This is a genomic window from Peribacillus sp. NPDC096379, from assembly GCF_044762875.1.
Lineage (GTDB): Bacteria > Bacillota > Bacilli > Bacillales > DSM-1321 > Peribacillus.
This window is the reverse complement of sequence record NZ_JBIWFD010000002.1, coordinates 423,124-444,111: the sequence shown is the minus strand read 5'-3', so window position 1 is coordinate 444,111 and position 20,988 is coordinate 423,124. Positions and strand designations below refer to the sequence as shown.

The 20,988-nt window shown below is 37.2% G+C and carries 19 protein-coding genes; 6 read left to right on the top strand and 13 right to left on the bottom strand.

Annotated elements, in window-relative coordinates:
• Nucleotides 1-327 precede the first annotated feature (327 nt).
• The 5 genes from lpdA to ACIQZI_RS11150 form a co-directional block, all read right to left on the bottom strand.
• The gene (gene lpdA, locus ACIQZI_RS11170) at nucleotides 328-1,740 is read right to left on the bottom strand and encodes a dihydrolipoyl dehydrogenase (protein WP_062181612.1); all 1,413 of its coding nucleotides are present in this window, start codon (nucleotides 1,738-1,740) and stop codon (nucleotides 328-330) included.
• A gap of 4 nt (nucleotides 1,741-1,744) precedes the next feature.
• Nucleotides 1,745-3,028 carry a dihydrolipoamide acetyltransferase family protein gene (locus tag ACIQZI_RS11165; protein ID WP_062181616.1) on the bottom strand — a complete coding sequence of 428 codons (1,284 nt, stop codon included), beginning with the start codon at nucleotides 3,026-3,028 and terminating at the stop codon, nucleotides 1,745-1,747.
• Nucleotides 3,029-3,174: 146 nt separating this feature from the next.
• The gene (locus ACIQZI_RS11160; protein WP_062181627.1) at nucleotides 3,175-4,152 is read right to left on the bottom strand and encodes an alpha-ketoacid dehydrogenase subunit beta; all 978 of its coding nucleotides are present in this window, start codon (nucleotides 4,150-4,152) and stop codon (nucleotides 3,175-3,177) included.
• 3 nt (nucleotides 4,153-4,155) lie between these two features.
• A complete protein-coding gene (gene pdhA, locus ACIQZI_RS11155) occupies nucleotides 4,156-5,271 on the bottom strand; it encodes a pyruvate dehydrogenase (acetyl-transferring) E1 component subunit alpha (RefSeq protein WP_062181630.1) in 1,116 nt (371 codons plus the stop codon).
• A 631-nt stretch (nucleotides 5,272-5,902) separates the two neighbouring features.
• Nucleotides 5,903-6,565 carry a YkyA family protein gene (locus tag ACIQZI_RS11150; protein WP_403073094.1) on the bottom strand — a complete coding sequence of 221 codons (663 nt, stop codon included), beginning with the start codon at nucleotides 6,563-6,565 and terminating at the stop codon, nucleotides 5,903-5,905.
• 257 nt (nucleotides 6,566-6,822) lie between these two features.
• Here ACIQZI_RS11150 and ACIQZI_RS11145 point away from each other — a divergent pair, with 257 nt between their 5' ends.
• Nucleotides 6,823-6,978 carry a YjcZ family sporulation protein gene (locus ACIQZI_RS11145; protein ID WP_403073091.1) on the top strand — a complete coding sequence of 52 codons (156 nt, stop codon included), beginning with the start codon at nucleotides 6,823-6,825 and terminating at the stop codon, nucleotides 6,976-6,978.
• Between the two features lie 320 nt (nucleotides 6,979-7,298).
• The gene (def, locus tag ACIQZI_RS11140) at nucleotides 7,299-7,853 is read left to right on the top strand and encodes a peptide deformylase (protein WP_403073088.1); all 555 of its coding nucleotides are present in this window, start codon (nucleotides 7,299-7,301) and stop codon (nucleotides 7,851-7,853) included.
• 105 nt (nucleotides 7,854-7,958) lie between these two features.
• Here the strand turns inward: def and ACIQZI_RS11135 are convergent, their stop codons facing one another.
• A complete protein-coding gene (locus tag ACIQZI_RS11135) occupies nucleotides 7,959-8,735 on the bottom strand; it encodes a Cof-type HAD-IIB family hydrolase (protein ID WP_062181644.1) in 777 nt (258 codons plus the stop codon).
• Between the two features lie 615 nt (nucleotides 8,736-9,350).
• Between ACIQZI_RS11135 and ACIQZI_RS11130 the strand changes: the two genes are divergently transcribed.
• Together ACIQZI_RS11130 and rnjA are read left to right on the top strand one after the other, a co-directional pair.
• Nucleotides 9,351-9,566 (top strand): DNA-dependent RNA polymerase subunit epsilon, encoded by a 216-nt coding sequence (locus tag ACIQZI_RS11130; protein WP_062181647.1) that lies wholly within the window; start codon nucleotides 9,351-9,353, stop codon nucleotides 9,564-9,566.
• Between the two features lie 3 nt (nucleotides 9,567-9,569).
• Nucleotides 9,570-11,237 (top strand): ribonuclease J1, encoded by a 1,668-nt coding sequence (gene rnjA / locus ACIQZI_RS11125; RefSeq protein WP_062181650.1) that lies wholly within the window; start codon nucleotides 9,570-9,572, stop codon nucleotides 11,235-11,237.
• A 222-nt stretch (nucleotides 11,238-11,459) separates the two neighbouring features.
• Here rnjA and ACIQZI_RS11120 read toward each other — a convergent pair whose 3' ends face one another.
• The 6 genes from ACIQZI_RS11120 to ACIQZI_RS11095 form a co-directional block, all read right to left on the bottom strand.
• The gene (locus ACIQZI_RS11120) at nucleotides 11,460-12,119 is read right to left on the bottom strand and encodes a potassium channel family protein (protein WP_062181653.1); all 660 of its coding nucleotides are present in this window, start codon (nucleotides 12,117-12,119) and stop codon (nucleotides 11,460-11,462) included.
• A gap of 243 nt (nucleotides 12,120-12,362) precedes the next feature.
• Nucleotides 12,363-13,508 carry an N-acetyldiaminopimelate deacetylase gene (locus ACIQZI_RS11115; protein WP_403073082.1) on the bottom strand — a complete coding sequence of 382 codons (1,146 nt, stop codon included), beginning with the start codon at nucleotides 13,506-13,508 and terminating at the stop codon, nucleotides 12,363-12,365.
• A gap of 174 nt (nucleotides 13,509-13,682) precedes the next feature.
• Nucleotides 13,683-14,393, bottom strand: a complete 711-nt coding sequence (gene dapD, locus ACIQZI_RS11110) for a 2,3,4,5-tetrahydropyridine-2,6-dicarboxylate N-acetyltransferase (RefSeq protein WP_403073079.1) — start codon at nucleotides 14,391-14,393, stop codon at nucleotides 13,683-13,685.
• A gap of 81 nt (nucleotides 14,394-14,474) precedes the next feature.
• On the bottom strand, nucleotides 14,475-15,356 hold the full coding sequence (locus ACIQZI_RS11105) for a transcriptional regulator CcpC (protein ID WP_062181662.1): 882 nt from the start codon (nucleotides 15,354-15,356) through the stop codon (nucleotides 14,475-14,477).
• Between the two features lie 262 nt (nucleotides 15,357-15,618).
• The gene (gene cbpB, locus ACIQZI_RS11100; protein WP_062181665.1) at nucleotides 15,619-16,062 is read right to left on the bottom strand and encodes a cyclic-di-AMP-binding protein CbpB; all 444 of its coding nucleotides are present in this window, start codon (nucleotides 16,060-16,062) and stop codon (nucleotides 15,619-15,621) included.
• Between the two features lie 608 nt (nucleotides 16,063-16,670).
• On the bottom strand, nucleotides 16,671-16,910 hold the full coding sequence (locus ACIQZI_RS11095) for a DUF1797 family protein (protein WP_062181668.1): 240 nt from the start codon (nucleotides 16,908-16,910) through the stop codon (nucleotides 16,671-16,673).
• Nucleotides 16,911-17,259: 349 nt separating this feature from the next.
• Here ACIQZI_RS11095 and ACIQZI_RS11090 point away from each other — a divergent pair, with 349 nt between their 5' ends.
• Nucleotides 17,260-17,499, top strand: coding sequence for a glutaredoxin domain-containing protein (locus ACIQZI_RS11090; RefSeq protein WP_062181671.1), 240 nt, complete (start codon nucleotides 17,260-17,262; stop codon nucleotides 17,497-17,499).
• A gap of 312 nt (nucleotides 17,500-17,811) precedes the next feature.
• Here ACIQZI_RS11090 and ACIQZI_RS11085 read toward each other — a convergent pair whose 3' ends face one another.
• Nucleotides 17,812-19,668, bottom strand: coding sequence for an SLC13 family permease (locus ACIQZI_RS11085; RefSeq protein WP_403073072.1), 1,857 nt, complete (start codon nucleotides 19,666-19,668; stop codon nucleotides 17,812-17,814).
• 348 nt (nucleotides 19,669-20,016) lie between these two features.
• Between ACIQZI_RS11085 and ACIQZI_RS11080 the strand changes: the two genes are divergently transcribed.
• On the top strand, nucleotides 20,017-20,883 hold the full coding sequence (locus ACIQZI_RS11080) for a metallophosphoesterase (RefSeq protein WP_403073069.1): 867 nt from the start codon (nucleotides 20,017-20,019) through the stop codon (nucleotides 20,881-20,883).
• Nucleotides 20,884-20,988: the final 105 nt, after the last annotated feature.

Below are 20,988 nucleotides of genomic sequence, written 5' to 3'. Positions count from 1 at the left end.
TCAAACTTTTTTAAGGAAAGAACCATTTTTACCTTTATCCTCATTCATACAATCCTAACGCTTTTTTTGCATTTTTCTTTATACAACAAAGGCTGTACACCTAAACAAGTGACCCATTATATGTAAGTTATGAAATAATATGATTAGTATTACCTCTAAGATTCCCTATCCTGCTAGATATATTTTTAAAATCCCCATAACAATTTAGTATTTAAAAGGATAAATCTCCAAAAAAAACACTTTTACTAACATAGGGTAGGCTTAGGTCATGCATTGTACAAAAAAAGTACACCCGAAATAAATCGGATGTACTTTTTGGTAGTTCTATTATTTTACAATGTGGATAGGCATTCCTAAAGCAACTTCTGCAGCTTCCATTGTAATTTCACCTAAAGATGGGTGAGCATGAATGGTCATTGCGATATCTTCAGCCGTCATACCAGCCTCGATAGCAAGTCCAAGCTCAGCAACCATATCAGATGCACTTGGACCAGCAATTTGAGCACCGATCACTAAACCATCTTCTTTACGAGTAATTAGTTTCATAAAACCATCAGTATTGTTCAGTGAAAGAGCTCGGCCGTTTGCAGCGAATGGGAATTTAGAAGCCTTAGCATCAAGTCCCTCTTCTTTTGCTGATTGCTCAGTGTGACCCACTGTAGCAAGTTCTGGCTCAGAGAATACAACAGCAGGGATTCCTAAATAGTCAATCTCTGAAGCTTCTCCAGCAATTACCTCAGCAGCAATTTTACCTTCGTAAGAAGCTTTATGTGCTAATTGAGGGCCGGATACAATATCACCAATTGCATAAATGTTTTTAATATTTGTGCGGCATTGTTTATCAATTTCAATTAAGCCTCTTTCAGTAAGCTTAATACCTACTTGTTCAAGACCAATTTCATCCGTATTCGGACGACGGCCAACCGTTACTAATACATAATCAGCTTCGACTTTTGATTCTTGACCATTTACTTCATAAGTTACGACTACACCATTTTCTGTTTCTTCAACGCCTTTTGCAAGAGCTTTTGTAACAATTTCAGCGCCTTTTTTCTTCAAGTTTTTCTTAACCAATGCAGTCATTTGTTTTTCATAACCACCTGAAAGAATATCTTCTGTTCCTTCAAGGATCGTTAATTTAGTACCCATATTAGCATAAGCGCCACCAAGTTCGATTCCAATAACTCCTCCGCCAATTACAACTAGAGAAGCTGGAACTTCCTCAAGCGCAAGAGCACCAGTAGAATTGATAACACGTTTAGAATATTTAAAAGTAGGCAGTTCAATTGGAGTTGAACCAGTAGCTATGATTGCGTTTTTGAATGTATATGTTTGTGCAGACGTTTCAGTCATAACACGAACATTGTTTTCGTCAACGAAATACGCTTCCCCGCTTACAACTTCAATTTTGTTTCCTTTTAAAAGCCCGCTAACTCCGCCAGTTAATTTATTTACAACGGATGATTTAAAAGCTTGTACTTTTGAAAAGTCCAGTTTTACATTTTCAGCAGTAATCCCCATATCTTCTGAATGCTTAGCATCATGAAAACGATGTCCTGCTGCAATTAGTGCTTTTGATGGGATACAGCCTACATTTAAGCAAACTCCACCGACCGTTCCTTTTTCAACAACTGTTACTTTTTGTCCAAGTTGCGCAGCACGAATAGCGGCAACATAACCACCAGGACCAGCACCGATGACTAAAGTATCTGTTTCAATTGGAAAATCTCCTACTACCATGTTATTACGCCTCCATTAACAATAGTTCTGGGTCGTTAAGCAATTTTTTAATATGATTTAATGCATTTTGAGCTGTTGCACCATCGATCATTCGGTGGTCAAAGCTTAATGATAATGATAATACTGGAGCAGCAACTATTTCTCCATCACGCACTACAGGTTTCTCTGCAATACGCCCAATTCCTAGGATTGCAACTTCCGGATGGTTGATTACTGGAGTGAACCATTGTCCACCTGCAGAACCGATATTACTAATCGTACAAGAAGCACCTTTCATTTCGTCAGGAGCTAATTTACCGTCACGAGCTTTTGCTCCAAGTTCGTTGATTTCATTTGAAATAGCAAATGTAGATTTGCGATCCGCATCTTTAACAACAGGAACAAGAAGACCTTTCTCAGTGTCAGCAGCAATACCGATATTGTAATAATGCTTATGAACGATTTCACTTGTAGAGTCATCAAGTGATGTGTTAAGCGCAGGGAATTCACGCAATGCACTCGTCAATGCTTTTACAACATAAGGAAGGAATGTAAGTTTGATTCCTTTTTGTGCTGCAACCTCTTTGAATTTCTTACGGTGAGCGACAAGTTTTGTCACTTCGATTTCATCCATTAATGTAACGTGAGGAGCTGTGTGCTTAGAATTCACCATTGCTTTAGCAATCGCTTTTCTGATTCCGCTCATTTTCTCACGAGTTTCTGGATATTGACCTGCAGGAATAGCAATAGCTGCTGCTTTAGCCGTTTCTTTTTCTGCCACCTGAACTGTATCAGGTTGTGTAGCAGCCGGTGCTGTAGAATCGCCAGTTAAGAATGAGTCAATGTCAACTTTAAGGACGCGTCCATTATCTCCACTACCTACAACTTGAAGGATATCTATTCCTTTTTCACGAGCGTATTTACGAACAGATGGCATCGCAATAATACGACGGTTAGAATCTACTTCAGCTTGCACTTCTTGTTTAGGAGCTTCTTCTGTTTTCACTTCTTCAGCTTCTTTAGTACCAGATTCTTCACCATGGTCACCCTTGAATTGAAGATCTTCATACCCTGGAGCGTCAAAAGAGATTAAGATATCTCCTACTATTGCTACAGTTCCTTCTTCTACATGTACTTTTTCAACTGTACCTTCTACTGGTGACGGGATTTCAACAACAGCTTTATCGTTTTGCACTTCGCAAAGCACGTCATCTTCCTGTACTTTATCCCCTGGCTTTACAAACCATTTTACTATTTCACCCTCGTGTATACCTTCACCGATATCAGGGAGTCTAAATTGGAATGCCATTTAGTCTCAACCTCCTATAATTTAATCATACATATTGTTTGGAAAAAAGTAATTTAGCTTTCATAATTCGAGCAATTTTGCATAAATCCTAAAATCCGGCATCTATCAAGTATGTAGGGACCGGATTTTAGTGGACTTTTAGATCATTAGAAGTTTAACACTTTTTTCGCAGTTTCCATAACATCCTTGTAGTTAGGAAGCCAAACTGGCTCAGCTTGTGAAAATGCGAAAACAGTATCTGCTGCTGTTACACGTAATACTGGTGCATCTAGGCTAAGGATGGCACGATCATTAATTTCTGCCACAACATTCGCCGCGATTCCAGCTTGTTTTTGAGCTTCTTGAACAACAATTGCACGGCCTGTTTTTTCAACAGATGCAATGATTGTGTCAATATCAAGTGGTGAAATCGTACGAAGGTCGATGACTTCTACTGAATGTCCTTCTTTTTCTAATTCTTCCGCGGCTTTGATTGATTCCTGAACCATTGCGCCGTAAGTAATAATAGAAAGATCTTTTCCTTCACGTTTCACAGAAGCGACACCTAGAGGAATTGTGTATTCTTCTTCAGGCACATCTTCACGGAAAGAGCGATATAGTTTCATATGCTCAAGGAAGATAACTGGATCGTTATCACGGATAGAAGAAATTAGCAAACCTTTTGCATCATACGGAGAAGAAGGAATGACTACTTTCAATCCAGGTGTTTGCGCCATTAACCCTTCAAGGCTGTCCGCATGCATTTCCGGTGTGTGCACACCGCCACCGAAAGGAGAACGAATTGTGATTGGTGAATTGTAACGGCCGCCTGAACGGTAACGCATACGTGACATTTGTCCCGCAACAGAATCCATTACTTCAAATAAGAAACCGAAGAATTGGATTTCAGGAACCGGACGGAATCCTTGTAGTCCAAGACCAATGGCAATACCGCCAATACCCGACTCTGCAAGTGGAGTATCAAATACACGATCTTCGCCAAATTCTTTTTGCAGGTTTTCCGTAGCACGGAATACACCGCCGTTTTTACCAACGTCTTCACCGAAAACAAGAACATTTTCATCGTTTTTTAATTCAGTGCGTAACGCATCTGTAATAGCTTGAATCATCGTCATTTGAGCCATGGCTTACTTCGACTCCTTTTCTTTGTAAATTTCGTATTGTTCTTTCAAGTTAGAAGGCATTTCTTCGAACATATTTGATATTAAATCAGTAACCGTTTGTTTAGGCTCTGCATCTGCAACTTTAATTGCTTCTTTAATATCTTCTTTCGCCTTTTCAATTGTTTCATTCTCTTTCTCTTCATTCCATAAACCTTTAGCTTCAAGGAATTTACGGAAACGAACTAGTGGATCTTTCAATTCCCACTCATTATCAAGATCTGAAGTACGATAGCGAGTTGGATCATCACCAGCCATTGTATGTGGACCATAACGGTATGTTAATGTTTCGATAAGTGTCGGGCCTTCTCCGTTAATTGCGCGCTCGCGGGCGTCTTTCACAGCTTTGTATACAGCAAGTGGATCCATTCCGTCTACTACAACGCCAGGAATACCAGCAGCAACTGCTTTTTGCGCCAATGTCTTAGATGCTGATTGTTTATCTACAGGCGTAGAAATCGCAAATCGGTTGTTTTGAATAATAAAGATGGCAGGAGCTTTAAATGCACCAGCAAAGTTAATTCCTTCATAGAAGTCACCTTGTGAAGTTCCACCGTCACCTGTATAAGTAATTGCTACAGCTTTAGTACCACGTTTCTTCATTCCAAGAGCAACACCCGCTGCTTGAACGTATTGAGCTCCAATAATGATTTGTGGAGAAATAACATTTACTCCTTCAGGGATTTGATTTCCTTTAAAATGGCCACGTGAGAATAAGAACGCTTGTGAAAGCGGCAAGCCGTGCCAAATTAATTGTGGAACATCACGATATCCCGGCAGAATGAAGTCTTCTTTTTCAAGTGCAAATTGCGATGCAAGTTGAGAAGCTTCTTGTCCAGCTGTTGGTGCATAGAAACCTAATCTTCCTTGACGGTTTAAAGAGATAGAACGTTGATCAAGAATACGTGTATAAACCATTCTTCTCATCAGTTCTTGTAATTGCTCATCTGTTAACTCAGGCATTGCTGCTTCGTTTACGATTTCGCCTTCTTCATTTAAAATTTGTAATGTTTGAAACTGTTCTTCAACTGTTTCGAACTGTTTCTTGACATCAAAATTAGCTTGGTTTACTTTAGAAGCCATCTGTGCCACCTCATCCTTTCAATAAAAAGGTTATATTTTGTAAAGCATTCTTCATTTCTAAAAGTCTAAATGAAATACCAATGTATTTTTCCCATATAGAGTGAATGCAAACATTCACTGGGTTTTCATTTTCACGATATTCTGTATCAGTAAAAACTAATTATAAAATGATACAATGCTTTATCCATAATTAAGTGTACCTCACCACATCAGCATAGTCAATTACAACGACCTATATTAATGAGCTTTCAAACGATAATTCTTATTAGTAAATTTTATCAACGCTAAAACTGTTATACTATAATTAATATACCTGTACTATAAAAGAATATCTGTTTTACGACAGATGTATGCGCTACCTTTAAAAACTGCTTTCTTCCCCATTTCTTTACATTTTTTCCGACTCCCCTATACTATCATTACACAATTTCATAAATTTATTATATCCATAAAGTGCATTTTCCATCAGCGAGGGTTATTCATCCTCCAGCTATTTTCCTTAATTTCACTTTCAAAAATGTGATGGATGTTTAAACCTTTTAGATCAGGATAAAAATAATAAAAAAACCGCTCAAAATCTGAGTCGGCTTCCTTAGAGAATACAGTTATACTATCTATTGTTTTACTTAGCTTATTTCGTATCTGAAACTTCAATCTCTGCATCTTTATAGAATTTCTGTTTTTCCTCATTATATTGATTCGTTTTATTATTAAAAGCATCATTTGCTTCAATCACTGTTTGGTAGGTTTGATTAATCATCTCGATTTGTGCTTCTAGTTCATCCATTTTTAAGTTTTCTTTTTGGAAAAGAGTATATAAAGCTTTATCCAAATCTAAACTTTCCTTATAAGTAGTATAAAGTTTTTCATGCGCCTCATACCGTTCAATCATAGTCACCTTTAATTTTTCCGCTTCTTTTTTTAGGTCCTGGTCCTCTATACTTTTAATTTTATCATCGATTTGTTTAAATTTTTCACGCGAAGCAAGCATGCTTTCACGTTCTTTTTCAATAAACTCTTTTCTTTTTTCAATATTATTGATCGCTTCATTCGAAAGTTTAACAATTTGGTCAAACTCCCTCAAGCCTAGTTTAAGAATCGTGTTGTAATACTCTTTTTCTTTATTCTCTAGTTCAGTAATAGGCTGCTGCTGTTCTTCAAAGGTTTTTTCTTTCTTCACAGCCGCTTCGAGTATTTGATATATTTGTTCTTCTGGAGAGTCTTTAGCTGTACATCCCGAAAGGATTCCGCCTAACACTAAACATAACACAGTCCATTTAAAAAATTTACTCATTGCTAAAACTCCCCCTATTCTCTATATAGACTACTATACTGGAAATCGTCAGTTTTTGACAACTAACATCTACTCTTTTATCCCATCCCTTAGCATCAGAAAGCAAATGCAAATATGCCCCGTATCTCTTGAATATATGACTTGTCTTAACTCTTTATGAATAGGCAAAAGCCCAGACCAATTTCTCTTCTTCGCATAGGTTGTAAGTACATCGCTCCTTTAGGAATGATGGAATTAACAAAACGGAGGGATCCTTTATGTATTATGGTGGTTACGGAAATGATTGCTGTTATCCAGTTGAGACTTATCCCAGTTATGGGTATGGCGGAGGCGAATGCGGCTTTGGAAGTGGATTTGCCTTAATTGTTGTTCTCTTCATTCTATTGATTATCGTCGGTGCTTGTTTGTGCTAACCCACACCGAATCTTTATCTTGTTTCGTTTAAAAAAGGAATCGAATAAAGTTTAACTTATTCAAGTACCCTTTCATGGGAAGCTCTATACGTAGTAGCTTCCCCTCATCGCTTCCGTTTTGCGTTACCCAAAACTGAAAGCGCAAAAACTTAACGATACTGTTTTTAACGCATTGACACCATTAACTATTTAGCTAAACTTTGATAAACTATCTTTATCTATACATATACAGCAAGTCCTCAATTCAGTGGGGATTATAGCTTGTAAATCCTAGAAACATTTTATCTCTGAATATATTTTAAGAAAGAAGGGCGAAAACTATGCTTATAATGAAAGACATCATTAGAGAAGGACACCCAACACTTCGTAAAAAAGCTGCTGAGGTAAGCTTACCGGCTTCTGAGGAAGAACAAGAAATTTTATCAAGCATGCTGGACTATGTTATAAACAGTCAAGACCCTGACAAGGCAAATGAATTCGGACTTCGGCCAGGCGTTGGACTTGCCGCTCCCCAAATTAATGTATCAAAACGGATGATTGCTGTTCATGTCAAGGATTCTGAAGGAAAACAGTATAGTTATGCATTATTTAATCCAAAAATCATCAGGCACACAAAAGCTCAAACCTATTTAACCAATGGTGAAGGTTGCTTATCTGTTGATCGTCCTTTCCCAGGATTTGTACCCAGATACGCAAAAATAACCGTTAAAGGTGTGAACCTAAACGGCGAAGAAATATCAGTTAAACTAACCGGTTTGCCTGCTATCGTCTTTCAGCATGAAATTGACCATCTGAATGGTATTATGTTTTTTGATCGAATTAACGAAATCGACCCATTCGATATTTCAGATGACGCAACACCGCTTGAGCGATGATGAAGTGAAGTTAAAAAAAGAGGTTGTCCGATAGATAAATGATCGGACAACCTCTTTTTTATCCCACATAATAGGCAGTATGTCCCCACTGATTGAGGTTTCACTTTATATTAGCCCTACTTGGCGAAGGCCAAAAAGGATGCCTTCTTCACTTACATCTTTTGTTACATAATCCGCATGTTTCTTAACCTCGTCCAAAGCATTCCCCATTGCTACGCCATGTCCAACCGTCTCAAGCATTTCAATATCATTTAGTCCATCACCGAATGCATAAACATTTTCCATGGCAAAGCCAGCTTTCTTAACAAACTGTTTAATTCCTTCTGCTTTTGAACCACCAAATGGCAACACATCAATCGATAGATCATGCCAGCGAATAAATTTGAATTTATCGAATTTCCCAGTAATTAGTGCCTCTTCTTCTTCCCTTGTACAAAAGACTAGGCTTTGATATATTTCTTTCCCATGATAGAAATCATCTTGACGTTCCGGATGCGGAAATTTCAATGTACCAATCGCCTCTTCAATTCGATCGCTATGGCTAACATTTGCTTTCATCGTTTTCTCATTCATAAACACAAGAGGTGTCTCTTCATTCTCTCCGGCCATTTCATGTAAACGCTCCAGTTCATTGAATGAAAGGGGGTTTTTGTATATCACTTCGTTTTCAAACACAACATATTGACCATTAAAGCTAACAAATGACTCAATGTCCAATTCTTCTCTCAATGATTCAAACATAAATGGGGCTCTTCCAGTTGCAATCGCAACATAAACGCCATTCTCTTGTAGTTGCTTAATAGCAGCCTTTGTCGATGCAGGTAATGTCTTCTCATGATCAAGCAATGTTCCATCTATATCAAAAAATACAATTTTCTGCATATCTACTTCAACACGTCCATTCTATTTTAATAATGTCTTTATCAAATTTTCTATCTTGTTTGTTTTTTTCTTAAAAACGATTCTATAACACTCTTCATACTTATTAAAAACTGCGTTCTAGTATATGTCAAGAATCTTCCATGAAGGAAAATACCATCATCCATTATTTGGAATCAAGGAATTTTCATACGATGTATATACTATAACTACTTCCTCCATCGGTCAAAACTGGGTATCAGTGGTTTTTTTAAAATAATTCCTATTATCTGGGAAATATGTATTTACTTTATTAAATTATTCTATACAATAAAAGACAAGGGAGTGATCACCATGTTAAAAAGGCTTCGTAAAAAGCTACGTAAACAATGGAATGATCTTTTAAAAAGGAAATCAATCGCATAAAATTATTTGATATAGCCCTTCAAATACTTGCGAAGGGCTTCTTGCTTGTGTAAAGTGCATTATAGACCCAATGAACGGAAATGAATGGATAGAAGAGGTCTTCGCACGTATACTTAATCGTTACAATGTTCACATGATGTACTAAAACATGAAAAAATTGTTTTTTTTATATATAATGAAACAAGCAATTTAAAAAGAAGAGGAGAGAAAGTAATGGTTTTTAAAGTTTACTACCAAGAGAATCTAAATAATGTACCTGTAAGAGAGCATACTCAATCCATTTATGTTGAGGGAGAGTCAACACGAGATGTTCGCGATAAAATAAAGGATTTTCCTTATAATATTGAATATGTTGAGCCGGTTACTGGGGCATATTATGAATATGAAAAGAAAAATAATGAAGATTTTAATGTATTGGAGTTAGGATAATTTATGAAATTTGTAAAAAATGACCAAACAGCCGTTTATGCACTTGGCGGCCTAGGTGAAATCGGTAAGAATACGTATGCAGTACAATTCCAGGATGAAATTATTATTATCGATGCAGGAATTAAATTTCCAGAGGACGAGCTTCTAGGCATCGACTACGTGATTCCAGATTATACGTATTTAGTAAAAAATGTAGATAAGATTAAGGGACTCTTCATTACCCATGGACATGAAGACCATATAGGCGGAATTCCCTATTTACTAAAAGCTATTAACATTCCTGTTTATGGTGGAAAACTAGCATTAGGATTATTACGCAATAAATTAGAAGAACATGGTCTTCTACGTCAAACGAAATTACATGAAATTCAAGAGGATGATGTGATTAAGTTCCGCAAGACATCTGTTTCGTTTTTCAGAACAACTCACAGTATCCCGGATTCTTATGGGATTGTTGTTAAAACTCCTCCAGGGCAAATTGTCCATACCGGAGACTTTAAATTCGACTTCACACCAGTAGGAGAACCTGCTAATTTAACGAAGATGGCTGAAATCGGAAAAGAAGGCGTTCTATGCCTATTATCTGATAGTACAAATAGTGAGGTTCAGACTTTTACAATGTCAGAACGCCGTGTAGGCGAGAGCATTGATGATATTTTCCGTAAAGTGGAAGGTCGAATTATTTTCGCTACGTTTGCTTCTAACATTCACAGACTGCAACAAGTCGTTGAAGCAGCTGTTAAAAACGGACGGAAGGTCGCAGTTTTTGGTAGAAGTATGGAAGCAGCTATCACAATCGGACAAGATTTAGGGTATATTGTTGCACCAAAAGATACTTTTATCGATGCTCAGCAAATCAATCGACTTCCTGCAAACCGTGTAACAATCCTTTGTACAGGTAGCCAAGGTGAGCCAATGGCTGCCCTATCAAGAATTGCTAATGGCACGCATCGTCAAATTCAGATCATCCCAGGAGATACAGTTGTATTCTCATCTTCACCGATTCCAGGAAATACAATCAGTGTTTCTAGAACGATTAATCAATTATACCGTGCTGGTGCGGACGTGATTAGCGGACCGCTTAGTAACATTCATACGTCAGGTCATGGCGGGCAACAAGAACAAAAGCTGATGCTTCGTTTAATTAAGCCGAAGTACTTCATGCCGATTCACGGTGAATATCGGATGCAAAAATTGCACAGCCAACATGCCATCGACTGCGGTGTTCCAGAAGAAAATTGTTTCATCATGGATAATGGTGAAGTGCTCGCCTTAAGTGAAAATACAGCACAAGTGGCTGGAAAGATCCCTTCAGGCTCCGTTTACATTGATGGTAGCGGTATTGGTGATATTGGGAATATTGTACTACGTGACCGTCGTATCCTGTCTGAGGAAGGACTTGTTGTTGTAGTTGTCAGCATCAACATGAAAGACTTCAAAATTGCCGCTGGTCCAGATATCATTTCAAGAGGATTTGTATACATGAGAGAATCAGGTGATTTAATTAACGATGCCCAAGCGCTTATTACAAAGCATCTAAATAAAGTAATGGAACGCAAGACGACTCAATGGTCTGAAATTAAAAACGAAATTACAGACACACTTTCTCCATTCCTGTACGAAAAAACAAAACGCCGTCCAATGATTTTACCAATTATCATGGAAGTATAATAAAATTAATATATAAAAGAGGATGTCCCATATTTTAGGGGACATCCTCTTTTATTACTGAACATACTAGACAATTATTTTTATATGGATCATTTAATTTGTCTGTCCGAAGTTAGCACAAGCAGCTACAAACGAATCGATCTGGTGGGAAGATCACTTCCATATAACTTGCTCGTCTTACGCTATCCTCTAGGTTGATCAAGGTGCTTTTCACTTTTGTTCTTAATCTACAGTCTTTTTTTCAAAACGGTTAATATCTGAGTCAGCCCCGATGACAATCAAGATATCCCCTTTGTGAATTGGGTCATTTCCTTGAGGTGAAACTATGATTTCTCCCCCTCTTTTTACAGCAACAATATTAATACCAAAACGCGCCCTAATATCAAGATCAATAATGGTTTTACCTTCCATTTTAGAACTTGCCACAATTTCCACGATGGAATGTTCATCAGACAACTCTAAATAATCAAGAACATTATTCGATACGATGCTATGTGCAATACGCTTCCCCATGTCTCTCTCTGGATGAACAACATGATCTGCACCAATTTTTATCAAAACTTTCTCATGATAATCATTTTGGGCCTTCACTGTAATATTTTCGACACCTAATTCCTTTAACATTAAAGTCGTCAGGATACTCGATTGAATATTGTCACCAATCGCGACAATCACATGATCGAAATTTCGGATTCCAAGGCTTTTAAGAACATTTTCTTCTGTTGTATCCCCAATAACCGCATGTGAAGCAATCATTGCATATTCATTAACCCGATCCTCATCCATATCAATGGCAAGCACTTCCATGCCCTCCTCAATTAGAGCTCTAACGATACTACCTCCAAATCGGCCAAGCCCGATTACTGCAAATTCTTTTTTCACGAATTCTACCTCCAACAAGCTAACTTGATGCACTGCTATTCTACCATATGATAAGCATGAAAGCTTTTTTCAATTCGAGAAGATGATTGGACTTGCACAGGATGTGCTGACTTCTGTGTTGCTCGTCATGACGTGCGCGATTTTAACAGTAGGTCATTCATGAACGATGTCACAATTCGCAAGCGTTTTTATTGGACTTTTTAAACATCCCCTTAAAATGAGAATAACACTCATGCCTGTTAATTATTCATTCGATCCTTTAAATGTTATATAGTGAGTAAGTAGCGTAATTGCTTTTTCTATCGCCTGTTCATCTGGATTTAATTTAGCATGATGCAGTCCATATGTTGAGTTGACACCTAACCAGAACATAAATCCTGGAATTTCCTTCAACATATATCCGAAATCTTCTCCTGTCATCGCTTCATTACAGTGATGCACCTGTATTCCAGGTACTTTTTTTGCAAATTCCATAAATTCCGTTGTGAGCTGTTCTTCATTAAATACTTGATGGTACATGGATCCATAATCAATCCATCCCTCACATGCATACCCAGCCTTAATCCCGCAGAGCAGCTGTTCAATTCGCATTTTTACTTTTATCATCGATTCTTCATTCAAGGTACGAATTGTGCCTTCTAGCCTTGCTTTTTCTGCAATTATATTTTGCACACTGCCCCCACTGATTTTCCCAATCGTAACTACTGCTGAATCAAGAGGATTCACGTTTCGAGAAACAATCGATTGCAATTGACCAACAAGTGAACATGCTGCAACAACCATATCATTAGTTTCATGGGGATAAGCAGCATGTCCACCTTTCCCTTTTAACTCAATAAACAGTTCTGACGTATTAGCAAATAATAGTCCTTCTTTTAGCGCAATTGTCCCAACAGGATATTCAGGAGCGATATGCAGAGCCATAATAATATCTGGCTTCCACTTATTCATAGTTTCTGAACTCAACATCGGTTCTGCACCACCAGGACCTTCCTCAGCGGGCTGAAAAATAAACAAAATATGATCATTAATTGGGTTAAGAACAAAATAACTTAATACTCCAAGCGCAATACTCATATGAAAATCATGACCGCAAGCATGCATATATTGATCATGTTCTGAAGAAAATGGTAAATCTGTCTCCTCTTTAATCGGTAACCCATCCATATCTGCTCGATAGCCAATTGTTTTTTGGGGAGCAAGGCCAATTACTTTTACAAAAATCCCCGTTTCCCATGTTTCCAATTCATATCTGTCCTGCGGCAATGTAGATAAATAATCTAATAAATATTTTTGTGTCTTAACTTCTTTAAAACCGATTTCAGGTATTTTATGAAGGTCTCTACGAATTTTTACAAAAGGATACAGTATTGACTCTACTTCAGTCATTGATGATTCCCACCTTATACAAGAAAAGCGCGGATCCATGAACCATCCACGCTTTCCTTTCGATATTGTTTCATTTTAGAGAGAACTGCTTATAATCACAAGTGAGTGTAAGAAGCCACTTCCTTAAACGTAAGCTGACTACTTATACGTCACAAAAACATACTAGTATGAATCTCATAATTGGCGAAGTTCTTGTATGATTTCTGTTTTCGATTTTGTTTTTTCATCGATTGCTTTAATCACTTTTGCAGGAATACCCGCTGCTACAGAATAAGGAGGTATATCTTGTGTCACCACAGCTCCAGCTGCTACTACAGAACCTTGTCCAATTGTAACGCCTTCAAGAACCACTGCATTTGCACCAATCAGTACATCGTCTTCCAAAATAACTGGTTTTGCCGATGGCGGTTCGACTACACCAGCTATTACTGCTCCGGCACCGACATGACAATTTTTCCCGATGGTGGCACGTCCACCAAGCACTGCATTCATATCAATCATCGTACCGTCTCCAATAACAGCACCTATATTGATAGCAGCCCCCATCATGATTACTGCATGATCACCGATTTGAACCTGATCGCGAATGATAGCACCTGGTTCAATACGCGCTTTCATGTTTTTCATATCGACTAATGGAATCGCAGAATTTCTACGGTCATTTTCAATTACATAGTCGGTAATTTTCCCCTCATATTTATTGATGGCTTCATTTATTTCAGACCATTCTCCAAAGACCGTCCCTACATCTCCGCTAATAAATGTTTTAGCTGAAGGACCAAAATCGATTCCGTCCAAATCACCTTTTATATAAACCTTAACTGGTGTTGATTTCGTGCTGTTTTGGATAAATGAAATAATTTCGTGTGCATCCATCATTTTCATGAAAAATCCCCCTAATATGTATGAATCACTGGTCTTAAATTTATCAAAAGTAACGTTAAAAAACAAGAAATTACATATTCATCATAATTCCTGATTGAGAATATGCTCAGCAACAATCTCTTCAAATGCTTTTACTTGCTTTAATTGAAATGCAGATTCATATCCGCACAGCCATGTATCTCGCTGAATCGAATGATTTTGTCCGTCCAAGAGGGGAATTTTATATACGTTTTGATCTTTATCATGGAGTGTAATTGCTGGAAGAATAGCATAACCGATTCCATTGAAAACCATTTGCTTACATGTTTCAATTTGGTCAACAATAATCGTATTCTTAGGTGTCGTCTGAAAATGACGATGCCACCAATTTTGAATTTCCTGATAATAATTTGAATCACTTTTAAACTGGATGAATGGCCGATCTGTTTCAAGAACTTGTTCAAGCTCATTCATTTCCGTATCAACTAAGTACAACATATCTGTGAATAAATGCTGTTTATAGCCCTTCCAATCAGGTGCTCCACGTATAATCCCAATATGTACTTGACCATCATATAATGATTTTAGTATTTCACTGCTCCAACCAGTAATAAGTGAGATTTTGGCATAGGGGTATTTTTGCACAAATTTTTTCAAGACTTGAGGTAGCCAGTTTTGTCCAACAATTGAAGCACAGGCAATTTTCAATGTTCCATATACTTCATGATCCATAGCTTGAATACTTTCCCTGACTTTTTCTTCTTTTTCTAAAATTTCATTTGCTAATCGGATGACTGCTTCCCCTGCTGAGGTTAAAGTAAGTCCTTTTTGTGAACGAAGAAATAATTTAGCATTCCAATCCTTTTCAATCGTTTGCAATCGCTGTGACAAGGCAGGCTGTGAGACGAATAATCGTTCAGCCGCTTTACGCATGTTCATTTCTTGCGCTAAAACAGATAATAAATGAAACTCAGAAAATGACATATTTTCAACACCTTGATTCGTTTTTCTTATACCAAATAAAGTGAAACTTTCATCAGTGGGAGTCTTCCTGCCCGTTAAGCGTGGGATAAATCTGAAACCATCGTATCATTTATTATTCTCCATATACAGTAAAACTTCCACACAAAGCATAAGTAACACGATAAACGATGTGGTGCGTGCTGGGTCAGACTCTTTTGAGACATCCTCGTGTTATCTCTTCTGTTAAAACGGGATAAAAATAAGCCCTAAAGGGGGCTTATTTTTATTTAGACGGAGATGCTGGTCCTTTATATAATTCTTTCAAAATAGCTCTTCTTGTCAGAATTCCTTCAAAAGTCCCCTCATCATTTTGAACACATACAAAAGGTTGGTCAATTAAAAGCTCAAGCCCTTTATCCATTTTATCTTCAATATGAAGCCGGGGAATATTTCGATTCATTATTTCAGAAACTTTTTTATTCTCTAGCTTTTCAAATTCAATCCGTTGCATCCCTAAGATAGAATCGAGGATGACTGGTGTACTTATCAGACCATGTAGCTTATACGTAGGATCTAATACAGGGATGGCTGTATACCCGCTCTTTGTCAAAACAAGAAGTGTGTGCTCTAGATTATTGGCAATCTGAACGTGAGCAACACGTTCAGAAGGAATCATCAAGTCTTTCACATTTAGCTCCATTATGTTCCCATCATGAGTATCGATCATGTCAAAACCCCTTACCTAATAAGTCATAATTCCGTCTACACTTCTAGTGTATCATAGGTAAAGGAAACTTTCTTCTTGAATTGACCTATAAAGTGAAACTTCCATCAGTGGTGGTTAATTGAACCAAATCGGACCTCTACGAGCAAAGGTTGTCCCTACCTATCTTCTTTGTTCCTCAGAAGCGTGGAGGTCTTACTGCCCTAGCGTGTGATAAATGAGAGATCTTATATCAACCTTTGTTTGTTTCGATATTTCTCAGCATATGCCCACACTCGAGACACTCGAAAATAATGTTTTGATTAGACTGGGCAGTCAATACTTTACTTATATCATTTTTACTTTTACATTGCGGACATATTACAGTTGGCTTTTCCAAACCTCATCCCTCCATTTATCCCGTTTAAACGAGTAGTTATACCCCTAGAGTCAAAGTAACGTAGAGGGTGTTTACTTTATATAGAATGCAGATTTTCACCAGATTTCATACGTTCAAACTAAGATATCGCCAAAGTGCATTTGCCCATTTGATTTTGAAACCTTCACTTTTTTGTCTTACAGAAAAAGCCGACAGCATATGCTGTCGGCTTTTATTAGGTTTTGCAATCAGATTATGATTGCAAAAGATCAAAAATTTCAATTGTAATCATATCAATGTTGTCAAATTGATATTTAGAGGATTTGCTTTTTTCATTAAAAACTTCTAACTCAAACATCTCCGTTTTACTGAAATATGTAACCTGACATTTTAAAACACCATCTATTTCAAAAAAACGCTGAGCAGATTCAGTTTCCTGTGCTTGCTCTTGAAGATTTTTCAATCTAGTAAGAATGCCTTGTAATTGAGACATACTCCCACTCCTTTCTAGTATAAAACCTTTTCGGTAGGTTTCACTATATCATAAAAAACTATCCAAAAACCAGAACGAATTAATTTCAGAATTTTTCATCAGACACGTCATTCTTCATCCTTTTCTGATCCTAATAAAAGCATAGAATAACAGATTAATTTTGTATACAAAAACTTTAAAAAAAGTGTCGAAAACACAGTTATTTTTTCTCAAAAGACGTTTCGCTATCCAATTTTAAATATTTTTTTTATAATAGCTTTAATCTAAGTAATTAGACTAATTACTCTAAAACGATTTGAAACTCTTTCTTTTTCAAAAAGCTTTTACCAAATATAGATTGGAGGATAAGATGAATAAAGTTACACTTTTTACACAACCAGACTGCCCGCCATGTAAAATCGTTAAAATGTTTTTTAACGAATATAATATTTCGTTTCAAGAAAAAGACATCAAAGCAGATGTCGTAGCAATGAAAGAATTAACTAAAAAATACGGGTCCTACTCCACTCCAACAGTCATCATTAACGGAGAAGTGATCATTGGATTTGAAATTAAAAAAATGAAGGAAGCTCTTTCCATCAACGACTAATGAACCCTGCATGTTATTTGCGGGGTTTTCCCTTCCTTTATTTCATTGTTCATGCACATTTACCGGTAGATATCCAATCTTAAAAAAGTTCGTTAATCTCAGAAAAATGAGATGAGGTATTATAGTCTGTTAATACGGGATAAAAAGTTGAAGTTGTTCAAAAAAGGGTCTGACCCAGCACTTCCTACACAGTTGATAATGTTACTTGCATTTCATTTAAACTGTATGTAAAAGTTGCGGGGGTCTGACCCTTTTCTGTTAAAACATCGGTTCTTGATTTCCCCACTTTATAATGACTCATTCCCAATGATTTTAAAATGGAAAAAAGAAAGGAATGGAAAAAATCATGATTACGCCGATGAATAGTTGTAATAAGATACCTATCACAGCAAAATCCTTTTGCGTATATTCCCCAGCAGTCATCACAAGTGCATTTGATGGTGATACAGATGGTGATGAGAATGCCATGCTTGCTGCAACTGCTACACAGATTAACACAGGAAGCGGACTATAGTGCAGATTTTCAGCAAGTGTATAGGCAATAGGAGCAACGATGATTGCTACAGCTCCATTTGGAATAAAAAAGCTCATCAGCATTGTCAGTAAATATAAAATGCCTAATAATCCATAAGGTCCTGCCCAATTGATTACATTTTCTACCATTGAACTAATTAATAGTATTCCACCCGTCTTTTCAAGTGCAAGCGCGAGAGGAATGATGGCACCAATGAAAAGAACGGATTCCCAGTTCATTCTTTGATAGGCCTCCTCGATTGATCGAAGGCAGCCTGTTACGATCATTAGCAAAGCGGCCATAGACATCGACAATGTTGGAGAAATCAAATCAATAGATAGCATAATCACCATAAGCAAGGTAATTCCAGCAGCAATAATGGCTTTATTTGTAAAAACTACTGGCTCTGACTCAAGCGCTACACTCCCTACAACTAGCACATCTTGCAAATCAGTAGATACCCTTTCAATGTTTTCCCATTCTCCATGAATAAGAAGCGCATCTCCAGGTTTTAATTGTTCTGTACCTAATTCAGATTGGATATATTCCCCTTTTCGATTAATCGCTAATACACTGCATTGATATTTTTCACGAAAATGGATGTTTTGCAAGGATTGATTCTCATAATCAGAATGAGGCATGATCAGCACTTCTGTTAACCCGAATTTACTGCTATGAAAATGTTTTTTGATCTCTTCTTGTTGAAAAGGTCTTATTTCCAATTCGAAGTCATCTGCAAACCTCATGACAGCATCATCTTCACCAAAGACTAAAATAATATCTTCTGGATGAAGCACTTCTTCTGCTTTCGCTGAAAAAATCTGAGACTTCGTTAAGATTGAAAGCTGTTTATCTCTTGCTTTTCTTTTAATTTCAATGACAGTAATTTCATAATCAACTGGTAGCCTTAGCTCAGATAAACGTTCGCCAACAATGTCGGAGTCCGATGGAATATAGAGATAATGTAAGCGACCGTAAACTTTATACATTCCAGCCAATTCACTCGCTGCTAAACCCTTACCACTATTATTCAGGGAAATAAATCGATTCGGAAGGAGCCTTTTCCCTATAGTGAGCATAAAGATTAAACCTGAAAGAAGGGCAACAATTCCGATAGGCGTAAAATCAAAGAAAGTTAAATTTGCGTATTCATTAGTCCGCAATATCTCACTAACTACTAGATTAGGCGTTGTACCAATCATTGTTAACATGCCACCTAGCCCGCTGGCATAAGCTAGTGGAAGCAGAAGCCTGGATGGGCTTTTCTTATTCTTTAAAGCCATGCTTGTAACGATCGGGAGCATCAAGGTAACAATTGCCGTACCACTTAACAAGGACCCTAGTATTCCTGCAGTAGCCATTACATAAATAATCATCTTAGCTTCACTGCCTTTTTTGCGTTGGTTTAATTGACTTACAATTTTATCTGCAAGACCGGAAAGTGAAATTCCTGCTCCAACGACGTATAAAGAACCAATCATAATGACAACCGGATTTGAAAATCCAGAAAGAGCCTCTTCCAAATTTAGAATTCCAGTCAGTCCAAGCGTCATAAGTGCTAAGAGAGCTACTAGATCTGCACGTAATTTTCCTTGTATGATAAGTGCAAATGTACAGACAAGTATGATAAATGTTACCAACATTGGTTGTGTCATGCGTGTTACCCCCAAAAAATGATCCTTAACCAAAAGATTTAATTTCTAAATGAAAAGATTTACAAATGCAACTTTACGCTTTTAAGTCATAATTTTAAAGTGTGAGCGCCTTGTAAAAGGAAATACAGCTAAGAGCAGGCCCGTCCCTCTCCCAGTGAGTTCCAATCTTCACTCGTGAAGTTCTTCTTTAACTTCCTTTGTGAAGGTTATTTGGCATTAGTGAGCCAGCTTGTGTTAGATAACAAAGCTCACAAAAAACTTTTATTTTAAAAGATAATATATACTTCTTTTTATACCTATTGTTTGGTAGTATAAGGAAGTGACATTTAAGTAGATAGGTTGATATGAATGAATAATAACTTGACAAGAAGATCTTTTCTAAAAAAAACAGTAGGTACCATATTATCTCTGACGGGAGCAGGAATAGGCGGTAGATATTATGCTCATGATATCGAACCTAAATGGATTGAATTCAATGAAATCATAATTCAGCATTCACTCATCCCAAAAGGTTTTAACGGAATGAAAATTGTTCAATTTAGTGATACTCATTTAGGGTTTCAATTTCAGTTAAAAGATTTGCAGGCCGTATTATCAAAAATACAGACATACTCTCCAGATGTTGTCCTTTTCACTGGTGATTTAATGGATGAGCCAAATAAATATCCGCATCAATCCGAAATTATTCCACTGCTACAAAACATTCAAGCTCCCTTAGGTAAATTCAGCATATACGGCAATCATGATCACGGAGGATATGGTTCTAAAATGTATGACCATATCATGGAGCTTTCAGGTTTCACTTTATTACAAAACAGTCATGCTGCAATTTCCTTATTAAACGGAGATAAAATATATATTGCTGGAATTGATGATGCCATGCTCGGATCTCCAAACATAAAAAAGTCTCTATTAGGTATTCCAGAACACGCTTATACCATCCTTTTATCACACGCACCTGATCTTGCTGAATTTGCAAAAGATTACCCAGTACAATATCAAATCAGCGGACATAGCCACGCTGGACAAATTCAAATTCCTTTTGCTGGCGCCCTTGTGACGCCCCCTTTCGGAAAAAAATATACAGAAGGAATGTATGAGCTAGAAAACCTAACTCTATACGTGAATCGAGGACTGGGAACTACAAGACTCCCTTACCGCTTCCTTGCTCGCCCAGAAATAACTTTATATGAATTACAGTCTAATGAAAAATAATAGCCAAGAAATTCCTTACAAAACAACAGCAAACTAACTTATCGGGCATTCTATCCATAAGCGTGCCTGATACTTCTTATTTTAAAAAACAAAGTGCTTATTGCA

What these genes read in the sequence shown, in the direction of transcription:
- ACIQZI_RS11115 (WP_403073082.1), bottom strand. Translation starts at nt 13,508, where the DNA reads ATGACTGAAGTAGAGTCAATACTGTATCCTTTTGTAAAAATTCGTAGA.
- ACIQZI_RS11130 (WP_062181647.1), top strand. Translation starts at nt 9,351, where the DNA reads ATGGTTTTTAAAGTTTACTACCAAGAGAATCTAAATAATGTACCTGTA.
- ACIQZI_RS11165 (WP_062181616.1), bottom strand. Translation starts at nt 3,028, where the DNA reads ATGGCATTCCAATTTAGACTCCCTGATATCGGTGAAGGTATACACGAG.
- ACIQZI_RS11095 (WP_062181668.1), bottom strand. Translation starts at nt 16,910, where the DNA reads ATGTCTCAATTACAAGGCATTCTTACTAGATTGAAAAATCTTCAAGAG.
- pdhA (WP_062181630.1), bottom strand. Translation starts at nt 5,271, where the DNA reads ATGGCTTCTAAAGTAAACCAAGCTAATTTTGATGTCAAGAAACAGTTC.
- ACIQZI_RS11080 (WP_403073069.1), top strand. Translation starts at nt 20,017, where the DNA reads ATGAATAATAACTTGACAAGAAGATCTTTTCTAAAAAAAACAGTAGGT.
- ACIQZI_RS11105 (WP_062181662.1), bottom strand. Translation starts at nt 15,356, where the DNA reads ATGTCATTTTCTGAGTTTCATTTATTATCTGTTTTAGCGCAAGAAATG.
- rnjA (WP_062181650.1), top strand. Translation starts at nt 9,570, where the DNA reads ATGAAATTTGTAAAAAATGACCAAACAGCCGTTTATGCACTTGGCGGC.
- def (WP_403073088.1), top strand. Translation starts at nt 7,299, where the DNA reads ATGCTTATAATGAAAGACATCATTAGAGAAGGACACCCAACACTTCGT.
- ACIQZI_RS11135 (WP_062181644.1), bottom strand. Translation starts at nt 8,735, where the DNA reads ATGCAGAAAATTGTATTTTTTGATATAGATGGAACATTGCTTGATCAT.
- ACIQZI_RS11145 (WP_403073091.1), top strand. Translation starts at nt 6,823, where the DNA reads ATGTATTATGGTGGTTACGGAAATGATTGCTGTTATCCAGTTGAGACT.
- dapD (WP_403073079.1), bottom strand. Translation starts at nt 14,393, where the DNA reads ATGAAAATGATGGATGCACACGAAATTATTTCATTTATCCAAAACAGC.
- ACIQZI_RS11090 (WP_062181671.1), top strand. Translation starts at nt 17,260, where the DNA reads ATGAATAAAGTTACACTTTTTACACAACCAGACTGCCCGCCATGTAAA.
- ACIQZI_RS11160 (WP_062181627.1), bottom strand. Translation starts at nt 4,152, where the DNA reads ATGGCTCAAATGACGATGATTCAAGCTATTACAGATGCGTTACGCACT.
- ACIQZI_RS11085 (WP_403073072.1), bottom strand. Translation starts at nt 19,668, where the DNA reads ATGACACAACCAATGTTGGTAACATTTATCATACTTGTCTGTACATTT.
- ACIQZI_RS11150 (WP_403073094.1), bottom strand. Translation starts at nt 6,565, where the DNA reads ATGAGTAAATTTTTTAAATGGACTGTGTTATGTTTAGTGTTAGGCGGA.
- lpdA (WP_062181612.1), bottom strand. Translation starts at nt 1,740, where the DNA reads ATGGTAGTAGGAGATTTTCCAATTGAAACAGATACTTTAGTCATCGGT.
- cbpB (WP_062181665.1), bottom strand. Translation starts at nt 16,062, where the DNA reads ATGATCGATACTCATGATGGGAACATAATGGAGCTAAATGTGAAAGAC.